The sequence below is a fragment of the Microbacterium sp. SMR1 genome (genome assembly GCF_003289625.1).
GTDB classification, from domain to species: domain Bacteria; phylum Actinomycetota; class Actinomycetes; order Actinomycetales; family Microbacteriaceae; genus Microbacterium; species Microbacterium plantarum.
Genome location: NZ_QMBN01000005.1, coordinates 86998 through 107065, shown reverse-complemented (window position 1 = coordinate 107065; position 20068 = coordinate 86998). Strand labels below are relative to the sequence as shown.

Below are 20068 nucleotides of genomic sequence, written 5' to 3'. Positions count from 1 at the left end.
GCCTTCCGATCCCTCCTCCCCCATGGAGTCCGCTCTCACGCGCCCCGGAGCCCGTCCGGCGACCGTGTCGATGCTCACCCTGTCGACGTTCGTCATCGGGTCGATGGTGGGAGCGGGCGTGTTCTCGCTCCCCGCTGGTTTCGCGGCCGAGACCGGGGTCGCCGGGACGCTCATCGCGTGGGCGGTCGCGGGCGGGGGCATGCTCGCGCTCGCCTTCGCGTTCCAGCTTCTGGCCAATCGTCGGCCGGATCTCGACGCGGGCGTCTACAGCTACGCGCGAGCCGGTTTCGGGAGGTACCTCGGATACTTCTCGGCGTTCGGCTACTGGGCCAGCGCGTGCGCGGGCAACGTCTTCTACTGGGTGTTCATCACCTCCACCCTCGGAGCGGTGTTCCCGGCCCTCGGCGCAGGCGACACGGTGGCAGCCGTGGCCGTGTCGTCGGCGGGGCTCTGGCTGTTCTTCATCCTGATCCGCCGCGGAGTGCGATCGGCGGCCGCCGTCAACCGCGTCGTCAGCATCGCGAAGACGCTGCCGATCGTCGTGTTCGTCATCCTCTGCGCCACCGTCTTCGATCCCGCGGTGTTCGCCGCCAACTGGGCGGGCCCGTCGGGCGCTCCGCTGTGGGACCAGATCCGCGCCACGATGCTCGTCACCGTCTTCGTCTTCATCGGTCTCGAGGGCGCGAGCGTCAACTCGCGGCACGCCCGGTCGCGCCGCGACGTGGGCCGCGCGACCCTCCTCGGCTTCCTCAGCGTGCTCGCGGTGTTCGCGTCGGTGACCATCGTCTCGTTCGGCGTGCTGCCGCGGGAGGAGATCGCCGCTCTGCCCGAGCCGTCGCTGGGCGGAGTCCTGGAGACGATCGTCGGCCCGGCCGGTGCGGTCTTCATCGGCGCATCCCTCATCGTCGCCGTGCTCGGCGCGTACCTGTCGTGGACCCTGATGGCCGCGGAGGTCCTGCTGGAGGCGTCGCGGTCGGGCGATCTCCCGAGATTCCTCTCGCGGACCAATGCCGACGACACGCCGGTCGGTGCGCTCCTCCTGTCGACGACGCTGGTGCAGGTGCTGCTGGTCGTGGTCCTCTTCGCCGAGAACGCGTTCTCGGTGGCACTCGATCTGACGAGTGTCCTCGTGCTGATCCCGTTCGTCCTCTCGGCTGGGTATGCACTCAAGCTCACCGTCACCGGCGAGACCTACCGCCCGGGCGATCGTGCGCGGATGCGCGACCTCGTCGTCGCCGTGATCGCGACGGCGTACACGACGTTCCTCTTGATCGCTGCCGGCGCGCACTACCTCCTGCTCTCGCTGCTGATCATCGTGCCGGGCACAGCACTCTTCGCCGCGGCGCGTCGGCGCGCTGGAGCTCGCGTCTTCACGCGCATCGAATGGGTGATCTTCGGCGCGTCTGTGCTCGGTGCCGTGTGCGCCGTCGTGCTGCTGGCGACGGGCCGCATCACCCTCTGACGCGCGCCCCCGACGAGGAGGCCGAGACGCGTCAGGACGTCGCGGCGGGCGTCGTCGGCGCGGCGACGGGGAAGAGCTGCTCGAGCAGCTGACCCGTCCAGGCGATGAGATCCGCATCGCCGAGCACGGTGCCGCCTGCCGTCGGCAGCGGGACCACGAGGGCTTCGCCGCCGGCGAGGAGCTTGGCCTTGGGGTACAGCCGCTGCAGTCGGATGCGCATCGACTCGGGCAGGCGCGCCGGCGCGACCCGCAGGTTCGGCCCCATCGCGACGACGTCGGTGAGCCCCGACTGGGCGGCCCGTCGACGCAGACGAGCGACCGCGAGCAGTCCCTCCACTTCGGCCGGCGGGCGGCCGTACCGGTCGGTCAGCTCCTCGACGACGAGATCGATCGCGTCGTCCTTCGCGCTGACCGCTGCCGCAGCCGACAGCTTCTGATAGGCCTCGAGGCGCAGGCGCTCGCTGTCGATGTAGTCCTCGGGGATGCGCGCCGCCACGGGGAGCTCGAGCCGCAGCTCGGCCGGCCCGTCGACCTCCTCGCCCCGGAAGGTCGAGACGGCCTCGCCGATCATCCGCAGGTAGAGGTCGAATCCGACACCGGCGATGTGACCGGCCTGCTCGGCGCCCAGCAGGTTGCCCGCGCCACGCAGCTCGAGGTCTTTCAGCGCGACCTGCATGCCCGAGCCGAGGTCGTTGTTGACCGCGATCGTCTCGAGCCGGTCGGCGGCGGTCTCGCTCAGCGGCTTGTTCTCGTCGTACAGGAAGTACGCGTAAGCGCGCTCGCGCCCGCGCCCGACCCGGCCGCGCAGCTGGTGCAGCTGGCTCAGCCCGTACTTGTCGGCACGGTCGATGATGATGGTGTTGGCGTTCGAGATGTCGAGTCCGGTCTCGACGATCGTCGTCGAGACGAGGACGTCGGCACGCCGCTCCCAGAAATCGTCCACGACCTGCTCGAGCTGGTGCTCCCCCATCTGGCCGTGCGCGACGGCGATGCGCGCCTCGGGCACCAGCTCACCGAGCTGCGCCGCGACCCGCTGGATCGACTGCACGCGGTTGTGCACGAAGAACACCTGGCCCTCGCGCAGCAGCTCGCGTCGGATGGCCGCCGCGATCTGCTTGTCGCTGCGGGGTCCGACATAGGTCAGGATCGGATGCCGCTCCTCGGGCGGGGTCGCCAGAGTCGACATCTCGCGGATGCCGGTCACCGCCATCTCGAGCGTGCGCGGGATCGGCGTCGCGCTCATCGCGAGGATGTCGACGCCGGTCTTCAGCTTCTTCAGTGAGTCCTTGTGTTCGACGCCGAACCGCTGCTCCTCGTCGATGATGAGGAGCCCGAGATCCTTGAAGGCGACCTTTTCGGTCAGGATGCGGTGAGTGCCGATGACCATGTCGACGGTGCCGTCGGCGAGCCCGTCGACCGTCTCGCGGGCCTGCTTCGCGGTCTGGAACCGCGACAGGGGGCGCACCTTGACCGGGAATCCGGCGAAGCGCTCGGTGAATGTCTCGAGGTGCTGCTTCGCGAGAAGCGTGGTCGGGACCAGCATCGCGACCTGCTTCCCCTCCTGGATCGCCTTGAAGGCGGCGCGGACGGCGACCTCGGTCTTGCCGAACCCGACGTCGCCCGAGAGCAGGCGATCCATCGGGATCGGCTTCTCCATGTCGGCCTTGATCTCGTCGATCGTCTGCAGCTGGTCGGGCGTCTCCGCGAACGGGAACGCCTCTTCGAGCTCGCGCTGCCACGGGGTGTCGGGCCCGAACGCGTGACCCTTCGACGCCATGCGGGCCGAGTACAGCTTGACGAGCTCGACGGCGATGTCACGGACGGCCTTGCGCGCCTTGCCCTTCGCGGCCGCCCAGTCGCTGCCGCCCATCTTCGAGAGCACCGGTGCCTCACCACCGACGTAGCGCGAGAGCTGGTCGAGCTGATCGGTCGGCACGAAGAGCTTGTCGCCGGGATAGCCGCGTTTGGCGGGCGCGTACTCGAGCACGAGGTACTCGCGCTGCGTCTTCACCGCGTTGCGTCCGCCGCTCGAGACCTCGCGCTGCACGAGCTCGACGAACTTTCCGATGCCGTGGGTCGAGTGGACGACGACGTCGCCGGGCTTGAGCTGCAACGGATCGACGACGTTGCGCCGTCGCGTCGCGAGCTTCTTCACCACGCGGCCGTCATTGCCGATCGTGCGCCCGTAGAACTCGCTCTCGGTGAGGACGGCGAGCTTCGCCTCGGCGGACTCGAAGCCCCGCTCGAGCGACGCCACGACGCAGACCGCGACGGCCTCGTCGGCGATCTCGGCGATCCCCTCGCTCGTGCGTGCGGCGATGCCGCGCTCGGCGAGCACGTCGCGGGCACGGTCGACGAGCCCGGGACCGGACGCGCACACCACGACGCGCCAGCCACGCGAGAGGAGGTCACCGATATGAGCAGTGGCGCCGTCGACGTTGCCCTGGAAAGAAGGCACCGCACTGCCGTCGATGCGCAGGTCGTCGCCCGTGTCGGTCAGCCCCTCGTCCGCGGCATCCGCTGCTCCCGAGTCGAACGCGCTGAGCGTCCACCACACGCCGGAGCGTTCACGCATCGCCTCGCGCAGCGCGGGGAGCGTCAGGAAGTCGCCCGCGCCGAGATCGACCGGGCTGTCCGCCCCGGCGGTGGCCGCGCTCCAGGCCGCCTCGAGGAACTCACGGTTCGTCTCGCCGAGCGTGCGCGCCCGGGTGCGCGAGCGCTCGGGATCGACCAGCGCGATCGCGGAGCCTCGGGGCAGGTAGTCGACGAGCGGCACGACCCCCTCCGCGAGCGCGGGCAGGAGCGACTCCATCCCCTCGACGGGGATGCCCTGCGACATCTTCTCGAGCATGCCGGTCAGGCTGGGGAACGTCGGTGCCATCGCCGCGGCGCGCTCGCGAACGGCCGGCGTCAGGAGCAGCTCGCGGGCCGGAAGCAGCTCGGCCTTCTCGACCTCGCCCGGGAGCGACCGCTGGTCGGCGATGGAGAACGCGCGGATCTGGTCGACCTCGTCACCGAAGAAGTCGATGCGCAGCGGGTGGTCGGCCGCGGCCGGAAAGACGTCGAGGATGCCGCCGCGCACGGCGAACTCGCCGCGGCGGGAGACCATGTCGACACGGTGATAGGCGAGTTCGACGAGACGGCGGACGACATGCTCGAGGTCGCTCCCGCGTGTGCCCACCGTGAGCGAGATCGGCTCGGCGTCGGTCAGGCCCGCGGCAAGCGGCTGCAGAGCGGCGCGCACCGAGGCGGTGATGATCAACGGCGTGCCGCCATCATGGGCCGCTGCACGGCGGAGCACGGCGAGCCGACGCCCCACCGTCTCGGGGCTCGGGCTCAGACGTTCGTGCGGCAGGGTCTCCCAGGCGGGGAAGTGAACGATCTCGGCCTCGGGGACGAGACACTGCAGCGCAGCACCGAGCGTCTCGGCGCGACGACCGGTGGGCGCGACGGCGAGGACGACAGCGGGTCGGCCCTCGCTCCGGCGCTGCTCGAGCAGCGCGGCGAGGAGCGGGGCGTCGAGGCCGTCGGCCAGCGAGTAGTCGACGCTGCCGACCGCACCGGATGTCACCGCCTCCCGGAAGGAGTCAGCCTGCGAAAGGGCGCGCACGATCCCGGGAACTGTCACCACAGAAGCCTACCGCCGGCCGCCGACACGGGCGCCTCGCCGTGCCCGGGCAGCGTGCTCAGCGCGGTGCGTGAAAGCGCTGCTGCGCGGCGAGGAGCCCCTCACCCACGACCGCCTCGACCGCGTCGGCAGCATCCGAGACGAGGATGCCGAGCGTCTTGCGCTCGGCCGCCGAGAACGGGTCGAGCACCCAGTCGGCCGGATCCTGGGACCCCGTGGGCCGCCCGATCCCGACGCGGACACGCGCGAACTCGGGGGTGCCGAGCGCCTTGGCGATGTCACGGACGCCGTTGTGGCCGCCGTGGCCGCCGCCCGTCTTGAGCTTGATGGTGTCGAAGGGGATGTCGAGCTCGTCATGGACCACGACGACGTGGTCCGGGTCGACGCCGTAGAAGGAGGCCAGCGCAGCCGCGGGGCCTCCCGAGACGTTCATGAACGTCTTCGGCTTGGCCAGCACCATCTTGGCAGCACCGGGCCGGAGCCAGGACTCGGCTGCCCAGGCGTTGGCCTTGTGCGAACGAAGCGTCTCACCGCGTCGGCTCGCCAGTTCGTCGATGACCATCTGGCCGATGTTGTGCCGGGTCGCCTCGTAGCGCGGCCCCGGATTGCCGAGACCGATGATGAGCCAGGTATCCGCCATGGCGCGCCTTTCGAACGACGGAGCCCGTCCTCACGAGGTGAGAACGGGCTCCGCAGGGGTGAGTATTACTCGGACTTCTCGTCGCCCTCAGCCTCGTCGGACTGCTCGGCGGCGGTCGCCTCGTCGGCGGCCTCGATCTCGTCGACGGCGGCGAGCGTCGCTGCGGGGACCGACACGGCGACGACGAGCGTCTCGGGGTCGGTCACCAGCGTGGCGCCGCGGGGCAGCGTCAGGTCCGCGGCCGTGATGCGCGCGCCGTCCTCGAGGCCTTCGACGTCGACCTCGACGTTGGTGGGGATGTGGGTGGCCTCGGCCTCGAGCGTGATCGACGACGCGTCCTGCGTCGCGATGGTGCCCGAGAACGGCTCGCCGGTCACGACGACGGGAACGTCGACCTGGACCTTCTCGCCCTTCTTCACGACGAGGAGGTCGATGTGCTCGATGATCTGGCGCACGGGGTCGCGCTGGACGTCCTTGACGAGGACCAGCTGCTCCTTGCCGTCGATGGTCAGCTCGATGACGGCGTTCGCGCGGCGGACGAGCAGCAGCATCTGGTGGCCCGGCAGGGCGACGTGCACGGGGTCGGTGCCGTGCCCGTAGATGACGGCGGGGATCTGACCGGCGGCACGCAGACGGCGGGCGAAGCCCTTGCCGAAGTTGGTGCGCGTCTCTGCAACGACCTTGGTGTCGGTCTCGGTGGACATGCGTTTCTCCTTGTGGGCCCGGGGCCCTGCTCAGCGGTATGCGGGTTCGACGCGAACGCGAGCGCGTGGAGAGGAAACGTCCTGCACACACCCTCGTCGATCACGGATCCCGGTTCCCGCACAGCGGGCACGCGGCATCCCTCGCCGAAGTACACCCCTACTCTACCAGCGCTGGGTAGGGTGGGTGAGACGTCGTCTACGCCCGGAGGAAAAATGGAATACGGCTGGTTCTCTCACGTGCTTCTGTGGGTCATCGGAGCGATGACGCTCGGGTCGATCGTCTCCGTCAGCCTCGCGCTTTCGTGTCGGCTCAGGCGGGCCAGACCGCGACGACGACCTTGCCGGACGCCTCCGAGTCCTTCGCCGTCGCGAACGCCTCGACGATGTCGGCGGCGTCGACGACGTGGGTGATCACCTGCTCGATCTCGGGTCGCTCGTCGAGGAGGCGCACCGCCTCGTCGATCTCGTCCTTGAAGCGGAACGTGCCGACGTAGACGACCTCCTTTGAGATGAAGGGCGCCAGGTTGACCGGTCGCGGCTCGTTGGGGACCATGCCCACCTGCACGACGCGCCCCGCCGGCCGCACCGCGCGCAACGCGGCGGACACCGACGCCGCGACGCCCGAGCACTCCAGCACGACGTCGTAGGCGTCTGCCGGCGGCTGCTCGGTCGTCACGTCGAACGTCGTCGTCGCACCGAGTCGTCGTGCGCGCTCGAGCGGGCCGGCGAGCACGTCCGTCGCGTGCACCTCCCCCGCACCTGCGGCGATCGCGGCGGCCACCGCCAGCAGCCCGATGGGCCCGGCCCCGGTCACGAGAACCCGCGCACCCGAGATCTCGCCCGCTTTCCCCAGCCCGTGCAGGGCGACCGCGAGCGGCTCGGCCAGCACCGCCCGCCGGGTCGGCAGCGTCGACGGAAGCGGCCGCACCATGGCGCGGTCCGCGACGATGAGCTCGGCGAGGGCGCCCTGCGTGTGCGGCGTCGTCGAGGCGCTGCCCAGATACGCTCCGCCCGGCCAGAGGTGCGGGTCGTCGGCGATCGCCTCGACCTTCCGCCCGAAGGTGGCGGGGTGAAGCGTCACCGGCGTGCCGGGCTCCCACTGCCCCGTGGGGTCGAGATCGATGCGGCCGCTGAGCTCGTGCCCGGGGATGAGGGGCTCTCGCACGACGAAGGCTCCATTGGCGCCCTCGTAGTAGTAGTGCAGGTCCGACCCGCAGATGCCGACGTAGTCGACGCGGATCCGCACCTCCCCCTCGCCGGGCGACGGCGCGGGGACGTCCGAGATCTCGATGTGCTGTTTTCCATGGATGTGCGCTGCGTGCATGGCGGTCCTTCCGGATCAGACGACGGCGGTCATGCCGCCGTCGACGAAGATGTTCTGCCCCGACACGAAGCTCGAGGCATCCGAGCAGAGGAAGAGCAGGGCCCCGTCGAGCTCGCTGAAGTCGCCCCAGCGCTGTGCCGGGGTGCGCTGCGTGAGCCACGCACTGAAATCGGCGTCGTCGACGAGGGCGCGGTTCATCTCGGTTGCGAAGTAGCCGGGTGACAGCGCGTTCACCTGCACGTTGTGCCGAGCGAGGTCGGCCGCCATCCCCTTCGTGAGCTGCGCTACCGCGCCCTTCGTCGCCGAGTACGGCGCGATCGTCTGGCGCGCCAGCGCCGACTGCACAGAGGCGATGTTGACGATCTTCCCCGACCCGCGCTCGACCATTCCTGGCGCCACGAAACGCGCGACGTAGAAGACGCCGTTGAGGTTGGCCGCGACGATCTCGTCCCAGTCGGACACCGAGAACTCCGCGAAGGGGGCGCGCCGCTGAATCCCCGCGTTGTTGACGAGGATGTCGGGCACCCCGACCTCGGCGACGATGGCCGCGACGCCCGCCTCGACGGCAGCGGCATCCGTGACGTCGAAGACCGCCGCCACCGGTTCCGGCGAACCGGCTTCGGCGGCCTCACGCCGCGTGCGCTCGACCGCCTCGGCATCACGGCCGTGCACGACGACACGTGCGCCTTCGCGGGCGAGCGCGAGCGCGAGGGAGCGCCCGAGCCCGCGCGACGAGCCCGTCACGAGGGCGACGCGTCCGGTCACATCGAACAGAGAGGACATCGGAACTCCTTGTCGTCAGGGCAGAGCCGTCAGCAGCGGCTCAGATGAGGGACGCGAGCCCGAACAGACCGAGCACGAGCACGAACGCGGTCACGGACTCGATGGCCTGCTGCACGGTCCACGTCTTCAGGGTCGTCTTCACGTCCATGCCCATGAGGCGGCCCACGAGCCAGAAGCCCGAGTCGTTGACGTGTCCGGCGAACACCGAGCCGGCCGCGGTGGCCAGGACGATGGCGGCCACCTGGAGCGGGTTGAAGTCACCCGCAGCGACAGCCGGCGCCGCGAGGCCTGCTGCCGTCACCAGAGCGACGGTGGCCGACCCCTGCGCGAGGCGGATGATGACGGCGATGACGTATGCGGCCACGATGATCGGCAGGCCGAGGTCGGACAGCGTGTCGGCGAGCGCGTCACCGATGCCCGAGGCGCGCAGGACGCCGCCGAACATGCCGCCGGCGCCGGTGATGAGGATGACCGAGGACACCGGGCCGAGGGCCGAGTCGACGACCTTCTCGAGCGCCGTGCCGTTCTCACCGCGGCGCGTGCCCAGCACGAAGGTCGCGACGATGACGGTGATGAGCAGAGCCACGAAGGAGTTGCCGAGGAGCACCAGCACCTGGACCCACAGGTCGTCCGTCGACACGGCGCCGGCGGAGGCGAGGGTCGTGAGCCCCGTGTTCATGAAGATGAGGAACATCGGCAGGAGCAGGAGCAGGACGATCGTCAGCGGACGCGGCGGGTTCGCCGGCTGGTCGTCATCCTTCTCGCCGAAGAGAGCCGGCACCGGCAGCGGGATGCGCGCGGCGATGAACTTGCCCCACAGGTAACCGGAGACGTACCAGACGGGGAAGACGACGACGAGGCCGAGGAGAAGGACGAGACCGAGGTTGGCTCCGTACGCCTCGGTCGCCGTGACGGGGCCGGGGTGCGGCGGCAGGAAGACGTGCATGACGGAGAACGCCGCGGCGGCGGGGATGCCGAAGAGCAGGACGTTCGCCTTCGAGACGCGGCGGGCGATCGCGAAGATGATCGGGAGCATCATCACCAGGCCCGCGTCGAAGAACATCGGGAAGCCGAGGATGAGCGACGCGATGCCGAGCGCGAAGGGTGCTCGCTTCTCGCCGAAGACCTCGACGAACTTGTCGGCGAGCGCCTTGGCGCCGCCGGAGTGCTCGATGAGCCTGCCCAGCATCGCGCCGAGGGCGACGAGGAGGGCGACTCCGGCGAGTGTCCCACCGAATCCGTCGGTGAGCGTCTTCGCGATCGCCGAGACCGGCACCTGCGCGACGAACGCGGTGACCAGCGAGACGATGATCAGCGTCAGGAAGGCGTGGACCTTGCAGACGATGATCAGGAACAGGATGAGGGCGATCGCGCCGACTGCGATGAGCAGCAGCGGTCCGGCGCCCAGGGTCTGGGTCCAGTCTTCCATCGGTATCTCCGTTGATGTCGGGAAGCGGACGACCGCGGGCTGAGCCCCGCGGATCGTCCCGCGTTAGGATTCGAGCTGCCCCGTGCCACGGCAGCGGAGCAGAGCGATCCTCGCACAATGATCGTATTTTTTACAACCACTGATCGTATTTATCGGAGGCGTCATGGCGCAGGCATCCCACGGATCCGTGCTCGACTCGCTCGGCCTGCGCATCGCCTCGGGCGAGCTCGCCCCCGGATCGGTGTGCACTCTGGCCGACCTCGAAGCCGAGTTCGGGGTCTCTCGCACCGTCATCCGCGAAGCGGTTCGGGTGCTGGAGGCGATGGGGATGCTCTCGTCGCGCCGGCGCGTCGGTCTCACCGTGACGCCGACGAACGAGTGGAGCGCGCTCGATACCCGCCTCATCGGCTGGCAGCTCGCATCACCGCGCCGCGACCACCAGATCGTCGTGGTGAACGAGCTGCGGTCCGCCGTTGAGCCGATCGCCGCACGACTGGCCGCCCAGCGCGGCACCGACGTGCAGCGCTCGCAGCTCCTCGGCCTCGCGGCGCGTCTCGAGGAGCTCGGTCGCAGCGGCGAGGGCGCATCGCCGGAGTACCTCGAGGTCGACATCCAGTTCCACGACCTCATCCTCGACATGAGCGGCAACCTCATGCTCGCCGCGAACAAGGCGGCGATCGCCGCCGTCATCGCCGGGCGCTCCGACGTGGGACTCACTCCCGCGATCCCCTACGAAGCGGCGCTCGACAACCACGTGCGCACCGCCGCGGCGATCGCGCGCGGCGACGCCGACGGTGCGGAGCGCCACACCCGTGGCTACGTCGACGCGGTCCTCAGCGAGGTCCGGGCGCTGGTGTGACCAGGCCGTCGGGCTGCTCGCCGCGCAGCGCGGCCAGCAGCGCATCGATCGACTGATCCGTCATCCGCTGCACCGCACCGCTCGTGTGCCCGCCCGCATGCGGCGTCGCCACCACGCCGGGATGCCCGACGAGCGGCGAACTGGACGGCGGCTCGGTCTCGTAGACATCCACGGCGACCCCGTGGAGGCGCCCCTCGTCGAGTGCGCGGCGCGCCGCGGCTTCGTCGAGCAGGCCGCCACGCGCGGTGTTGACGACGATCGCTCCCGGCGGCAGCAGGGTCAGTCGGCGCGCATCGAGCAGATGACGGGTCTCGGGCAGCAGCGGGACGTGCAGGCTCACCACATCGCTGCGGCGGCACAGCTCGTCGATGCCGACCCGCTCGACCCCGGCCTGCGCGAACGCCTCGTCGGGCAGCATCGGGTCGTACGCGATCGCCGTCATGCCGAGGCCCCGCGCACGCTCGGCGACCAGGCGGCCGATCGCCCCGAAGCCCACGACCCCGGCGGTGCCGCCCGTGAGCTCCTTGCCCTCGAGGCGCGGCCACTCCCCCGCACGCACCGCCTCGTCGAGCCGCGGGATGCCCCGCGCTGCGGCGAGCACGAGGCCGATCGCGAGCTCGGCTACCGCGATCGCGTTGGCGCCGGGCGTCCGCGTCACGACGACGCCCCGCGCCGCCGCGGCGTCCAGGTCGACCCGGTCCACGCCGACGCCGTAGCGCGCGAGGACGCGCAGACGGGGCGCAGCCTCGAACACGGCGGCGTCATAGTCGTCGAGCCCGGCGATGATGCCGTCGACGTCGGCGACGAGCGGGACGAGCTCCGCCGCGGTGAGCGGGCGTCCGTGGGGATTGAGGACGACCTCGCCGACCTCGTCACGGAGCCTGCGGAGCGACGCGCCCTCCGGATCGCGGCACAGGGAGGTCGGTGTCACCAGGACTCTCATCGCGCGGCTCCCTGCGACCCGGGCACCGTGCGCTGATACTGATCGAGGTACCGGGCGAACCCCTCGTCGTATCGATCTCGGTGCTGCTCACGAGGCGTGATCGTCCGCACCTCGACGTCGTCGAAGGCCGGATGCCGCAGGTCGAGCCCGCTCGCGAGCATCCCCATCCGCACCGCACCGACGATCGAGGTGTGCTGCTGCGCCGAGACCTGCATCTCGACCCCGAACACGTCGGCCGTGAGCTGCGTCCAGAACGGCGACGACAGGACGCCGCCGGAGAGGACGATGCGACGAGGCGTCCCGCCGAGGGCGGTGAGCTCCTTGTAGCAGTGGTAGAGCGAGTACACGATGCCCTCGAGCACCGACTGGTACATGTCCACGCGCGAGTGTGCCGGCGCGAGATCGACGAAGCCGCCGCGGCGCTGGTCCTGCCAGCCCGGGCTCCGCTCGCCGAACAGGAAGGGCAGGAAGACGGGCAGGTCGACCCGGTCGGTCGACAGCGACGGCTCGATGTCGAGGTAGTCGGTCGAAGCCCCGAACAGGCGGTCGCGCGCCCAGTCGACGCAGTTGCCGCATCCCGAGGTCGCTGCGCCACTGAGCGCACCGAGCGGCGAGCGGTACGACCAGGTGCTCAGCGTGGGCGAGAACGCCGGATGACGCGACGCGACGCGGAGCGCGCCGCTCGTCCCCATCGAGAAGGTCATCTCGCCGGGCTCGGTCGCGAGGTCGCCGATCTGGTTCAAGCCGCCGTCCGGGCCGGGGGTGAGCACCGGGATGCCCGCGGCGAGTCCGAGGAGCACCGCGGCCTCGGCCGATAGGGGCGCCGTGGCAGTGGTGTCGTGCAGCTCGGGCAGCCGGACGCGACCGAGATCGAACCGGTCGATGACCTCGCTGTCCCACGTCGCATCGGTGGCGGAGAGCAGCCCGCTGCCTGAGGCCAGGGAGTCGTTCGTCCAGACCTCACCCGTCATCCGCGCGAAGATGAGGCTGGCCTGGTCGAGGGCCAGCAGCCCGTCGATGTCGAGCCCCTGCGCACGGAGGTGCTGAAGTTTGAACACGGGATAGATGGCATTGACCATGCAGCCCGTGCGCTCGTAGAACCACCACGTGAAGTCGTCGTCCGCACGGAGGGCGGCGCTGAGGTCCTGCGCGCCGGTGTAGGGCCACTCCATCACCGGGGTGACCGCCGAGAGGTCGTCGGAGCGAAGGGTGAGGCCGTGCCACGTGCCACTGAGCACGATGAGGTCGATCCGCTGGCCGGCTGCGGCCTCGCGACCGAGGGCCATGAGCTGGATGTAGATCGCGTCGGCATCTCGGACGGCCGAATCGGGCCCATCGACTTCGAACCGGCGGCTGCGGACGGCGACCGCGCCGGTGTCCGTGTCGAAGAGCATGGTCTTCGCCGAGGTGGTGCTGGCTTCGAGAGCGAGGATCTTCATAGGGGCCCATCGTCGGGTGTCCGGCGGGCAGCAGCGTCGCCGAGACCCAATGATATGATCATTCGGCCGACGATGGACACCCCGAGGAGAAACATCATGGTCGCTGTTCTCGATCAGATCGCCCGCCACCGCCTCGTTCCGGTCGTCGTGGCCGACACCGCCGACGAGGGCCTGTTCATCGCCGCTGCGCTCGCCGAGGGCGGGCTCCCGGTGGCCGAGATCACCTTCCGCACCCCCGCAGCACCGGCCGCCATCGAAGCCATCGCCGAACGAGGCGACGTGCTCGTCGGCGCGGGCACGGTCGTCTCGCCCGCCCAGGTCGACACCGCTGTCGCCGCCGGTGCGCGCTTCCTCGTCTCCCCCGGCTTCCACCCCGCGGTCGCCGACCGCGCCGCCGACCTCGGGGTTCCCCTCATTCCCGGAGCCGTCAGCGCGAGCGAGATCATGGGGGCGCTCGCCGCCGGGATCACCACGGTCAAGTTCTTCCCCGCCGAGACCTCGGGCGGCCTCCCCGCCCTGCGTGCTCTCGCCGGCCCCTTCGGCGACCTGCGGTTCGTGCCGACCGGCGGCATCGACGCCACGAACCTCGACGCCTATCTCGCGCACCCGCAGGTGACCGCCGTCGGCGGTTCGTGGATGCTGCCGCGGACCGCCGTCCGAGCACGCGATGCCGCCGCCATCGCCCGCACCGCATCCGAAGCGGTCGCACGTGTCGACGCCTCGTCGCAAGCCGCTCCGGCCGGCCTGCCGAACGGATAAAGTGGCGAGAGAGCCGGGCTCTCTCGCAGCACCTGGCCACCCCACCCGCACGCGAACCTGGAGCTACGCATGGCGTCGACCCCCTCACCGACAGGACCCTCGACCGATCAGGATCAGGCGCCGCACGAAGCGGCCACGGTCCACGAGGGCGCCCCACGTCCCGAGGAGGTCGACCGCCCGACCCCCGACGAGAGCAGCGCTCCCGCCGAGGCCGGGTCCGGCTCCGCGAACATCGGTGTGGTCGGACTCGCCGTCATGGGCTCGAACCTGGCCCGGAACCTCGCGAGCCGCGAAGGAAACACGGTCGCCGTGTTCAACCGGTCGCGTTCGAAGACCGACGAGCTCATCGAGACCCACCCCGAGGCGGGCTTCATCCCCGCCTTCTCGTACGAGGAGTTCGCGGCGAACCTGCAGAAGCCGCGCACCGCGATCATCATGGTCAAGGCGGGTCGCCCCACCGACGCCGTCATCGACGAGCTCATGCGGGTGTTCGAGCCGGGCGACATCATCGTCGACGGCGGCAACTCGCTGTTCACCGACACCATCCGTCGTGAGAAGGCGGTCCGCGAGGCCGGCTTCAACTTCGTCGGCATGGGCGTCTCCGGTGGTGAGGAGGGTGCCCTCCTCGGGCCCTCGCTCATGCCCGGAGGCCCCGACGAGTCGTGGGTGACCCTCGGCCCCATCCTGAAGTCGATCGCCGCGGTCGCCGAGGGCGAGCCGTGCGTGACGCACGTCGGCCACGACGGCGCCGGCCACTTCGTGAAGATGGTGCACAACGGCATCGAGTACGCCGACATGCAGCTCATCGCCGAGGCCTACGACCTCATCCGCCGCGGCACCGGCAAATCGCCCGCTGAGATCGCCGACATCTTCGCCGAGTGGAACCGCGGCGAGCTCGAGTCGTACCTCATCGAGATCACCGCCGAGGTGCTGCGTCAGACGGATGCCGCCACCGGTCAGCCCCTCGTCGACGTGATCGTCGACCAGGCCGGTGCCAAGGGCACCGGCGCGTGGACCGTGCAGACCGCGCTCGACCTCGGCGTGCCCGTCTCGGGCATCGCGGAGGCCGTCTTCGCGCGTTCGCTCTCGAGCCACCGCGAGCAGCGCGACGTGTCCGGCTCGCTGCCCGGCCCTGACGACGCGTCGTTCACGGTCGAGGACGCCGACGCCTTCATCGAGCAGGTGCGCCTCGCGCTCTACGCCTCCAAGATCGTCGCCTACTCGCAGGGCTTCGACGAGATCCGTGCCGGCGCTGCCCAGTACGGCTGGAACATCGACCTCGGCGCGGTGTCGAAGATCTGGCGCGGCGGCTGCATCATCCGCGCGCAGTTCCTCAACCGTATCGCCGACGCGTACGCGACCGGCGACGAGCTCCCCGTCCTGCTGACCGCGCCGTACTTCGTCGAGGCGCTCGGCCGCGCCCAGGACGCGTGGCGCCACGTCGTGCAGGCCGCGGCCGGCGCCGGCATCCCCGCTCCCGCCTTCAGCTCGTCGCTGTCGTACTACGACGGCCTGCGTGCGGAGCGCCTGCCGGCAGCCCTCATCCAGGGGCAGCGCGACTTCTTCGGTGCGCACACCTACAAGCGCATCGACAAGGACGGCACCTTCCACACGCTGTGGTCGGGAGACCGTTCCGAGGTCGAGGCCGAAGACACGCACTGACCCCACTCCTGAGGTCACGAGGCCCCGTCGAGCATCTGCGCTCGGCGGGGCCTTCGCCGTACGCGACGACGAGACGTCAGAGCCAGTCGTTGCGCTTGAAGATCCCGTAGAGACCGGCGCTCAGGAGCACCATCAGCCCGAGCGCCATCGGGTAGCCCCACGGCTGGTCCAGCTCGGGCATGAATCTGAAGTTCATGCCGTAGACGCTCGCGACGAACGTCGGGGCGAATCCGATCGCCGCCCACGACGAGATCTTCTTGACCTGTTCGTTCTGGCGCACCTGGACGACGGTGAGGTCAGCCATCTTCTCGTCCAGCCGCTGGTTGACGAGGGTCGCGTGGATCGTCAACGCGTCGTCGAGCGTGTGTCGCATCGACTGCACGCGCTCCGCCACGTACTGCGCGCGGCCGCGGACGTCGTCCCATCCGGCCGGTTCGGCGCCGGCCGCGGCATCCGTGAGGGTCGAACCGAGCCGCGTCAGGACGTCCGGCAGTGGCGTCGTGGCGTGAGCGAGGTCGATCACCTCCCGCTGCAGGTCGAAGATGCGCCTCGACACTCCAGGGTCGTCGCCGAACAGCTGATCCTCGATCTCGTCGATGTCGTTCTCGACGCCGTCGAGCACGGCGCGGTAACCGGTCGTGACGAGTTCCGCGAGTACCCACATGACGGATGCCGGGCCGCGGCGGAGCAGGTCCGGGTGGCTGTCGAGACGACCCTGGAGCTCGCTGAGGTCGATGCGATCCGAGCGCGTCACGGTCACGATGAGGTGCGGTGCGAGGAACACGTCGATCTCGTCGCAGCGGACCGTCTCGGAGGCATCGTCGTAATGCGCGGGCTGCAGCACTACGAAGGCGTGGTCGCCGTACCGCTCGAAGATCGACCGCTGATGCGGGCGGAGGGCTTCCTTGACCGCGATGGGAGGTACCCCCAGCTCGACCGCGTGATACTCGATCTGCGCGTCGTCGACGTCGATCAACGCCACCCACGCGAAGCCGCCCCGTTCGCGCGCGAGCACCGCGGCGTCGCGCGACGCGAGACCGTCGCCGATCCGCGACCCGTCGACATACACCGCCGCCTCAACGTTCGTCATGACGTCACCGTATGCCACATCCCGAGCTCACAGCGCGCACATAGTATCGTCCATAGCTTCTCCATAGCGAACGCCTCACAATGGGCTCATGACCACTCCCGCTCCCACGGCACTGCAGCGTCCCGACGGCTCCCCGCTGCGCATCCTCGTCGTCGACGACGAGCAGATGCTCACCGATCTGCTCTCGATGGCACTGAAGATGGAGGGCTGGGAGGTCCGCTCCGCGGCATCCGGCTTCGAGGCGCTCTCGCTCGCCCGGGAATTCGAGCCGGACGCCATGGTGCTCGACATCATGATGCCCGACCTCGACGGGATGTCGGTGCTGCAGCGCCTTCGTCAGTCCGGCGACGATGTTCCCGTGCTGTTCCTCACCGCGAAGGATTCCGTGGGCGACCGCGTCGCTGGGCTCACAGCGGGCGGCGACGATTACGTCACGAAGCCCTTCAGTCTCGAGGAGGTCGTCGCACGGCTGCGGGGTCTCATGCGGCGCGCCGGAACCGCGACAGCCGGTGGCGCCGACCCCGTGCTCCGTGTCGGGGACCTCACGCTCAACGAGGACTCGCACGAGATCGAACGCGGCGGGACGAGCATCGAGCTCACCGCCACCGAGTTCGAGCTCCTGCGCTACCTCATGCGCAACCAGCGACGCGTCGTATCGAAGGCGCAGATTCTCGACCGCGTGTGGAACTACGACTTCGGCGGCCGCTCCTCGGTCGTCGAGCTCTATATCTCGTACCTGCGCAAGAAGATCGATGCGGGACGCGAGCCGCTCATCCACACCGTCCGGGGCGTGGGCTACATGATCAAAGCGCCGCAGTGACCTTCGGCTCGGACAGCGCCGGTGCGCGCGGGCGCGCCGATCGGCTCCCCCGCAAGCGCTGGACACTGCAGACGCGGCTGATGCTCACGGTGGTCAGCGTCGTCGCGTTGACGCTGATCGCGAGCGCGGTCGGACTCGCCACCACCATCGGGACCGTTCTGGTCTCCACCGTCGACACGAACACCGAGTCGCTCACCCGAAGCCTCAAGCTGTTCGACAGCAGCGGGTACGTCGTGCGATCGCGGTCCGCGGAAGAGACGATCGCGGGCACACCGGGACTCCCCTACGGTTACACGCTGCTCGTGCAGGACCCGCGCGGTCCGGTCACCGGCGCGACCTTCGACGGCGACGAGGGCGTGCGCAGCCTCAGCGCCGCGGAGCTGAACGATCTGGCTTCGACCGACCTCAGCGCCCTCCCGGCGACGATCGCGATCGGCGATCTCGGCGCCTTCCGCGTCGTGTCGTTCAAGGCGGGCGACATCACGGGGCTGGGCGCCCTGCCGCTGGCGCAGGTCGACAAGAGCGTCGCCACCGTCGTCACGACGATCGCGATCGTCACGATCGGCGGTCTGCTGCTTCTCAGCGCCGCGATCGCGGTTGTCATCCAGCGCTCACTCCGGCCGTTGCGTGTGGTGGCTGATACCGCGACGAGGGTCGCGTCGCTCCCCCTCGCGCAGGGCGCTGTCTCCATCACCGAGCGCGTGCCCGCAGAGGAGACCGACGACCACGATGAGATCGGCCGCGTGGGCGCTGCCCTCAACACGCTGCTCGACCACGTCGACGCATCCCTCATCGCACGCCAGCGCAACGAGGAGCGCATGCGGTCGTTCGTCGCCGACGCCAGCCACGAGCTGCGCACCCCGCTCGCGTCGATCCGCGGATACTCGGAGCTCTCGTTGCGCGCGATGCGCCAGGGCATGCCCGGGGTCGAAGAGACGACGACGGCCGCCCTCGAGCGCATCCAGGCGCAGTCACTCCGCATGACCAGCCTCGTCGAGGATCTACTGCTGCTCGCGCGACTCGATGAAGGCCAGGAACTCGTCTACGGCACCGTCGACCTGACCGCGCTTGCGGTCGACGCTGTCGCCGATGCGCAGGCCGCGGGTCAGGATCACGAGTGGCGACTGGACGTGGGCGACGAGCCGGTCATCGTGGCGGCGGATGCCACCCGCATCACGCAGGTCGTCGCGAACCTCTTGGCGAACGCCCGCGTGCACACCCCGGCGGGGACCACCGTCACCACCTCGGTCCGCGTTGCGGACGGCACGGCGATCCTGTCGGTGCACGACGACGGCCCGGGTATCGACCCCGCGGTGGCGGACGAGATCTTCGAACGCTTCTCACGCGGTGATCGCTCCCGCGCGCGTCAGACCGGCGGCACGGGGCTGGGCCTGTCGATCGCACGCGCGATCGTCGCCGCGCACGGAGGCTCGCTCACCGTGCAGAGCGAGCCCGGCTCGACCACCTTCGAACTGCGCCTCACCGCGCGGCCGGCCGCCCCGGCGGCAGACGAGCCCTCGGATGCCGACATGAGCCCGACCGCGACCGGACAGGCGGGCAGAACCGAGGACTCCCTATGACGATCGGGCAGCCGTGGATCGTCGCGGTCCGCCGCGGGCGCGTGCAGCCGTCCGGCTCATGGATCTACGTCTGGGCCGACGCGGCGACAGGCGACATCACCTACGTCGGTGCGACGCCGTACGACCCCGCGCTCCGCACTCACCTGCACCTCGAGAGCGACGATGCGCAGCTGGGCAGAGTACGAGCGACCGTCGATGGATATGCCGAGCGCGACTTAGACGTTCTCGCTTTCGCGCTTCCCGCCGACATCGAACGCGCTGAAGCGAAGGAACTCCTGAAGCGCCGTCTCGGCGGGGATGCGAGCCCGTCGCCGACGGAGGCATCGACGACGCTGTGGCGCGCGGTGAACGACGTCGCTCGTGCTGTCGAACACCGTTGTTCCGAGATCGACGGGTGCGGTCGGGCGGGCGGCTGAGCCGGTCGGCGATTCCTCCCCAGGGTGCGCTCTGACGAGTTTCGCGTATCGTATGTTTGTTCGATGCGAGTGTCTGACCCCGCTGCCACAATGGGAACATGTCAGCGAACGCAGGTGGTGGCTCGGGCGGGGTGGAGGTCTCGCCGCACGCCCACGCGATCGCGGCTTACGGCGAGACGTTGGTGCTGGTGCATGACGCGGAGGTCGCGTCGGTGCGCGCTTTGGCCGAGCTCGGGCGGTCGGCGCTTCGTGAGGCGCGTCGTGACGGGGTTCGTGGGATGGCGTCGGACATGGAGCTGCGGTCGGTCGCAGCCGAAGCCGCAGGGCTTGCCCGGCGGACCGACAGGCGCCTGCAGGCCGACATCGACCATGCGCTGACGGTCGTCGACGACTACCCGACCGTGTTCTCCGCGTGGCAGGAGCGGCGGATCACCCGCGACCACGTCGACGCGGTCGTCAAAGCGGGAACCGGGCTGCCCGACGAGGTGCGGGGCGAGTTCGAGGTCGCGGCGATCGCGGTGTGCGAGCGT

Annotated in this window: 16 protein-coding genes and 1 pseudogene; 8 read left to right on the top strand and 9 right to left on the bottom strand. The window is 70.0% G+C overall.

Annotated features, from left to right (window positions below; genetic code table 11):
- The first annotated feature begins 22 nt into the window (after positions 1-22).
- A complete protein-coding gene (locus tag DO944_RS15300; protein ID WP_112618011.1) occupies positions 23-1462 on the top strand; it encodes a basic amino acid/polyamine antiporter in 1440 nt (479 codons plus the stop codon).
- A gap of 31 nt (positions 1463-1493) precedes the next feature.
- Here DO944_RS15300 and mfd read toward each other — a convergent pair whose 3' ends face one another.
- The 6 genes from mfd to DO944_RS15270 form a co-directional block, all read right to left on the bottom strand.
- Positions 1494-5090, bottom strand: a complete 3597-nt coding sequence (mfd, locus tag DO944_RS15295) for a transcription-repair coupling factor (protein ID WP_181574277.1) — start codon at positions 5088-5090, stop codon at positions 1494-1496.
- A 58-nt stretch (positions 5091-5148) separates the two neighbouring features.
- Positions 5149-5730, bottom strand: coding sequence for an aminoacyl-tRNA hydrolase (pth, locus tag DO944_RS15290; protein WP_112618010.1), 582 nt, complete (start codon positions 5728-5730; stop codon positions 5149-5151).
- Between the two features lie 65 nt (positions 5731-5795).
- Positions 5796-6434 (bottom strand): 50S ribosomal protein L25/general stress protein Ctc, encoded by a 639-nt coding sequence (locus DO944_RS15285; RefSeq protein WP_112618009.1) that lies wholly within the window; start codon positions 6432-6434, stop codon positions 5796-5798.
- 310 nt (positions 6435-6744) lie between these two features.
- Positions 6745-7758 (bottom strand): zinc-binding dehydrogenase, encoded by a 1014-nt coding sequence (locus DO944_RS15280; protein WP_112618008.1) that lies wholly within the window; start codon positions 7756-7758, stop codon positions 6745-6747.
- Between the two features lie 15 nt (positions 7759-7773).
- The gene (locus DO944_RS15275; protein ID WP_112618007.1) at positions 7774-8541 is read right to left on the bottom strand and encodes a glucose 1-dehydrogenase; all 768 of its coding nucleotides are present in this window, start codon (positions 8539-8541) and stop codon (positions 7774-7776) included.
- Between the two features lie 40 nt (positions 8542-8581).
- Positions 8582-9970: a GntP family permease gene (locus tag DO944_RS15270; protein WP_112618006.1), complete on the bottom strand. Its 1389-nt coding sequence runs from the start codon at positions 9968-9970 to the stop codon at positions 8582-8584.
- Positions 9971-10133: 163 nt separating this feature from the next.
- On the opposite strand from DO944_RS15270, the gene DO944_RS15265 reads away from it, so the two are divergent.
- Entirely contained in the window at positions 10134-10829 is a 696-nt protein-coding gene (locus DO944_RS15265) for a FadR/GntR family transcriptional regulator (protein ID WP_112618005.1), read from the top strand.
- Here DO944_RS15265 and DO944_RS15260 read toward each other — a convergent pair.
- Together DO944_RS15260 and DO944_RS15255 are read right to left on the bottom strand one after the other, a co-directional pair.
- Positions 10804-11760 carry a phosphoglycerate dehydrogenase gene (locus tag DO944_RS15260; protein WP_181574276.1) on the bottom strand — a complete coding sequence of 319 codons (957 nt, stop codon included), beginning with the start codon at positions 11758-11760 and terminating at the stop codon, positions 10804-10806. The genes DO944_RS15265 and DO944_RS15260 overlap by 26 nt on opposite strands.
- An 8-nt stretch (positions 11761-11768) precedes the next feature.
- Positions 11769-13211 (bottom strand): gluconokinase, encoded by a 1443-nt coding sequence (locus DO944_RS15255; protein ID WP_112618003.1) that lies wholly within the window; start codon positions 13209-13211, stop codon positions 11769-11771.
- 96 nt (positions 13212-13307) lie between these two features.
- On the opposite strand from DO944_RS15255, the gene eda reads away from it, so the two are divergent.
- Together eda and gndA are read left to right on the top strand one after the other, a co-directional pair.
- Positions 13308-13970, top strand: a complete 663-nt coding sequence (eda, locus tag DO944_RS15250; protein ID WP_112618002.1) for a bifunctional 4-hydroxy-2-oxoglutarate aldolase/2-dehydro-3-deoxy-phosphogluconate aldolase — start codon at positions 13308-13310, stop codon at positions 13968-13970.
- Positions 13971-14039: 69 nt separating this feature from the next.
- Entirely contained in the window at positions 14040-15632 is a 1593-nt protein-coding gene (gndA, locus tag DO944_RS15245; protein WP_112618001.1) for an NADP-dependent phosphogluconate dehydrogenase, read from the top strand.
- A 76-nt stretch (positions 15633-15708) separates the two neighbouring features.
- Here the strand turns inward: gndA and DO944_RS15240 are convergent, their stop codons facing one another.
- Positions 15709-16722, bottom strand: coding sequence for a magnesium and cobalt transport protein CorA (locus DO944_RS15240; protein WP_112618043.1), 1014 nt, complete (start codon positions 16720-16722; stop codon positions 15709-15711).
- A gap of 88 nt (positions 16723-16810) precedes the next feature.
- On the opposite strand from DO944_RS15240, the gene DO944_RS15235 reads away from it, so the two are divergent.
- From DO944_RS15235 to DO944_RS15740, 4 genes and pseudogenes are all read left to right on the top strand, one after another.
- Positions 16811-17542, top strand: coding sequence for a response regulator transcription factor (locus DO944_RS15235; RefSeq protein WP_112618000.1), 732 nt, complete (start codon positions 16811-16813; stop codon positions 17540-17542).
- Complete coding sequence (locus DO944_RS15230; RefSeq protein WP_309300117.1) at positions 17539-19122, top strand: ATP-binding protein; 1584 nt, start codon at positions 17539-17541, stop codon at positions 19120-19122. The genes DO944_RS15235 and DO944_RS15230 overlap by 4 nt, the downstream gene beginning before the upstream one ends.
- Positions 19119-19538 (top strand): hypothetical protein, encoded by a 420-nt coding sequence (locus DO944_RS15225; protein ID WP_112617999.1) that lies wholly within the window; start codon positions 19119-19121, stop codon positions 19536-19538. Before DO944_RS15230 ends, DO944_RS15225 begins: the two co-directional genes overlap by 4 nt.
- 98 nt (positions 19539-19636) lie before the next feature.
- Positions 19637-20068: pseudogene (locus DO944_RS15740) on the top strand (HNH endonuclease); the annotation flags it as partial.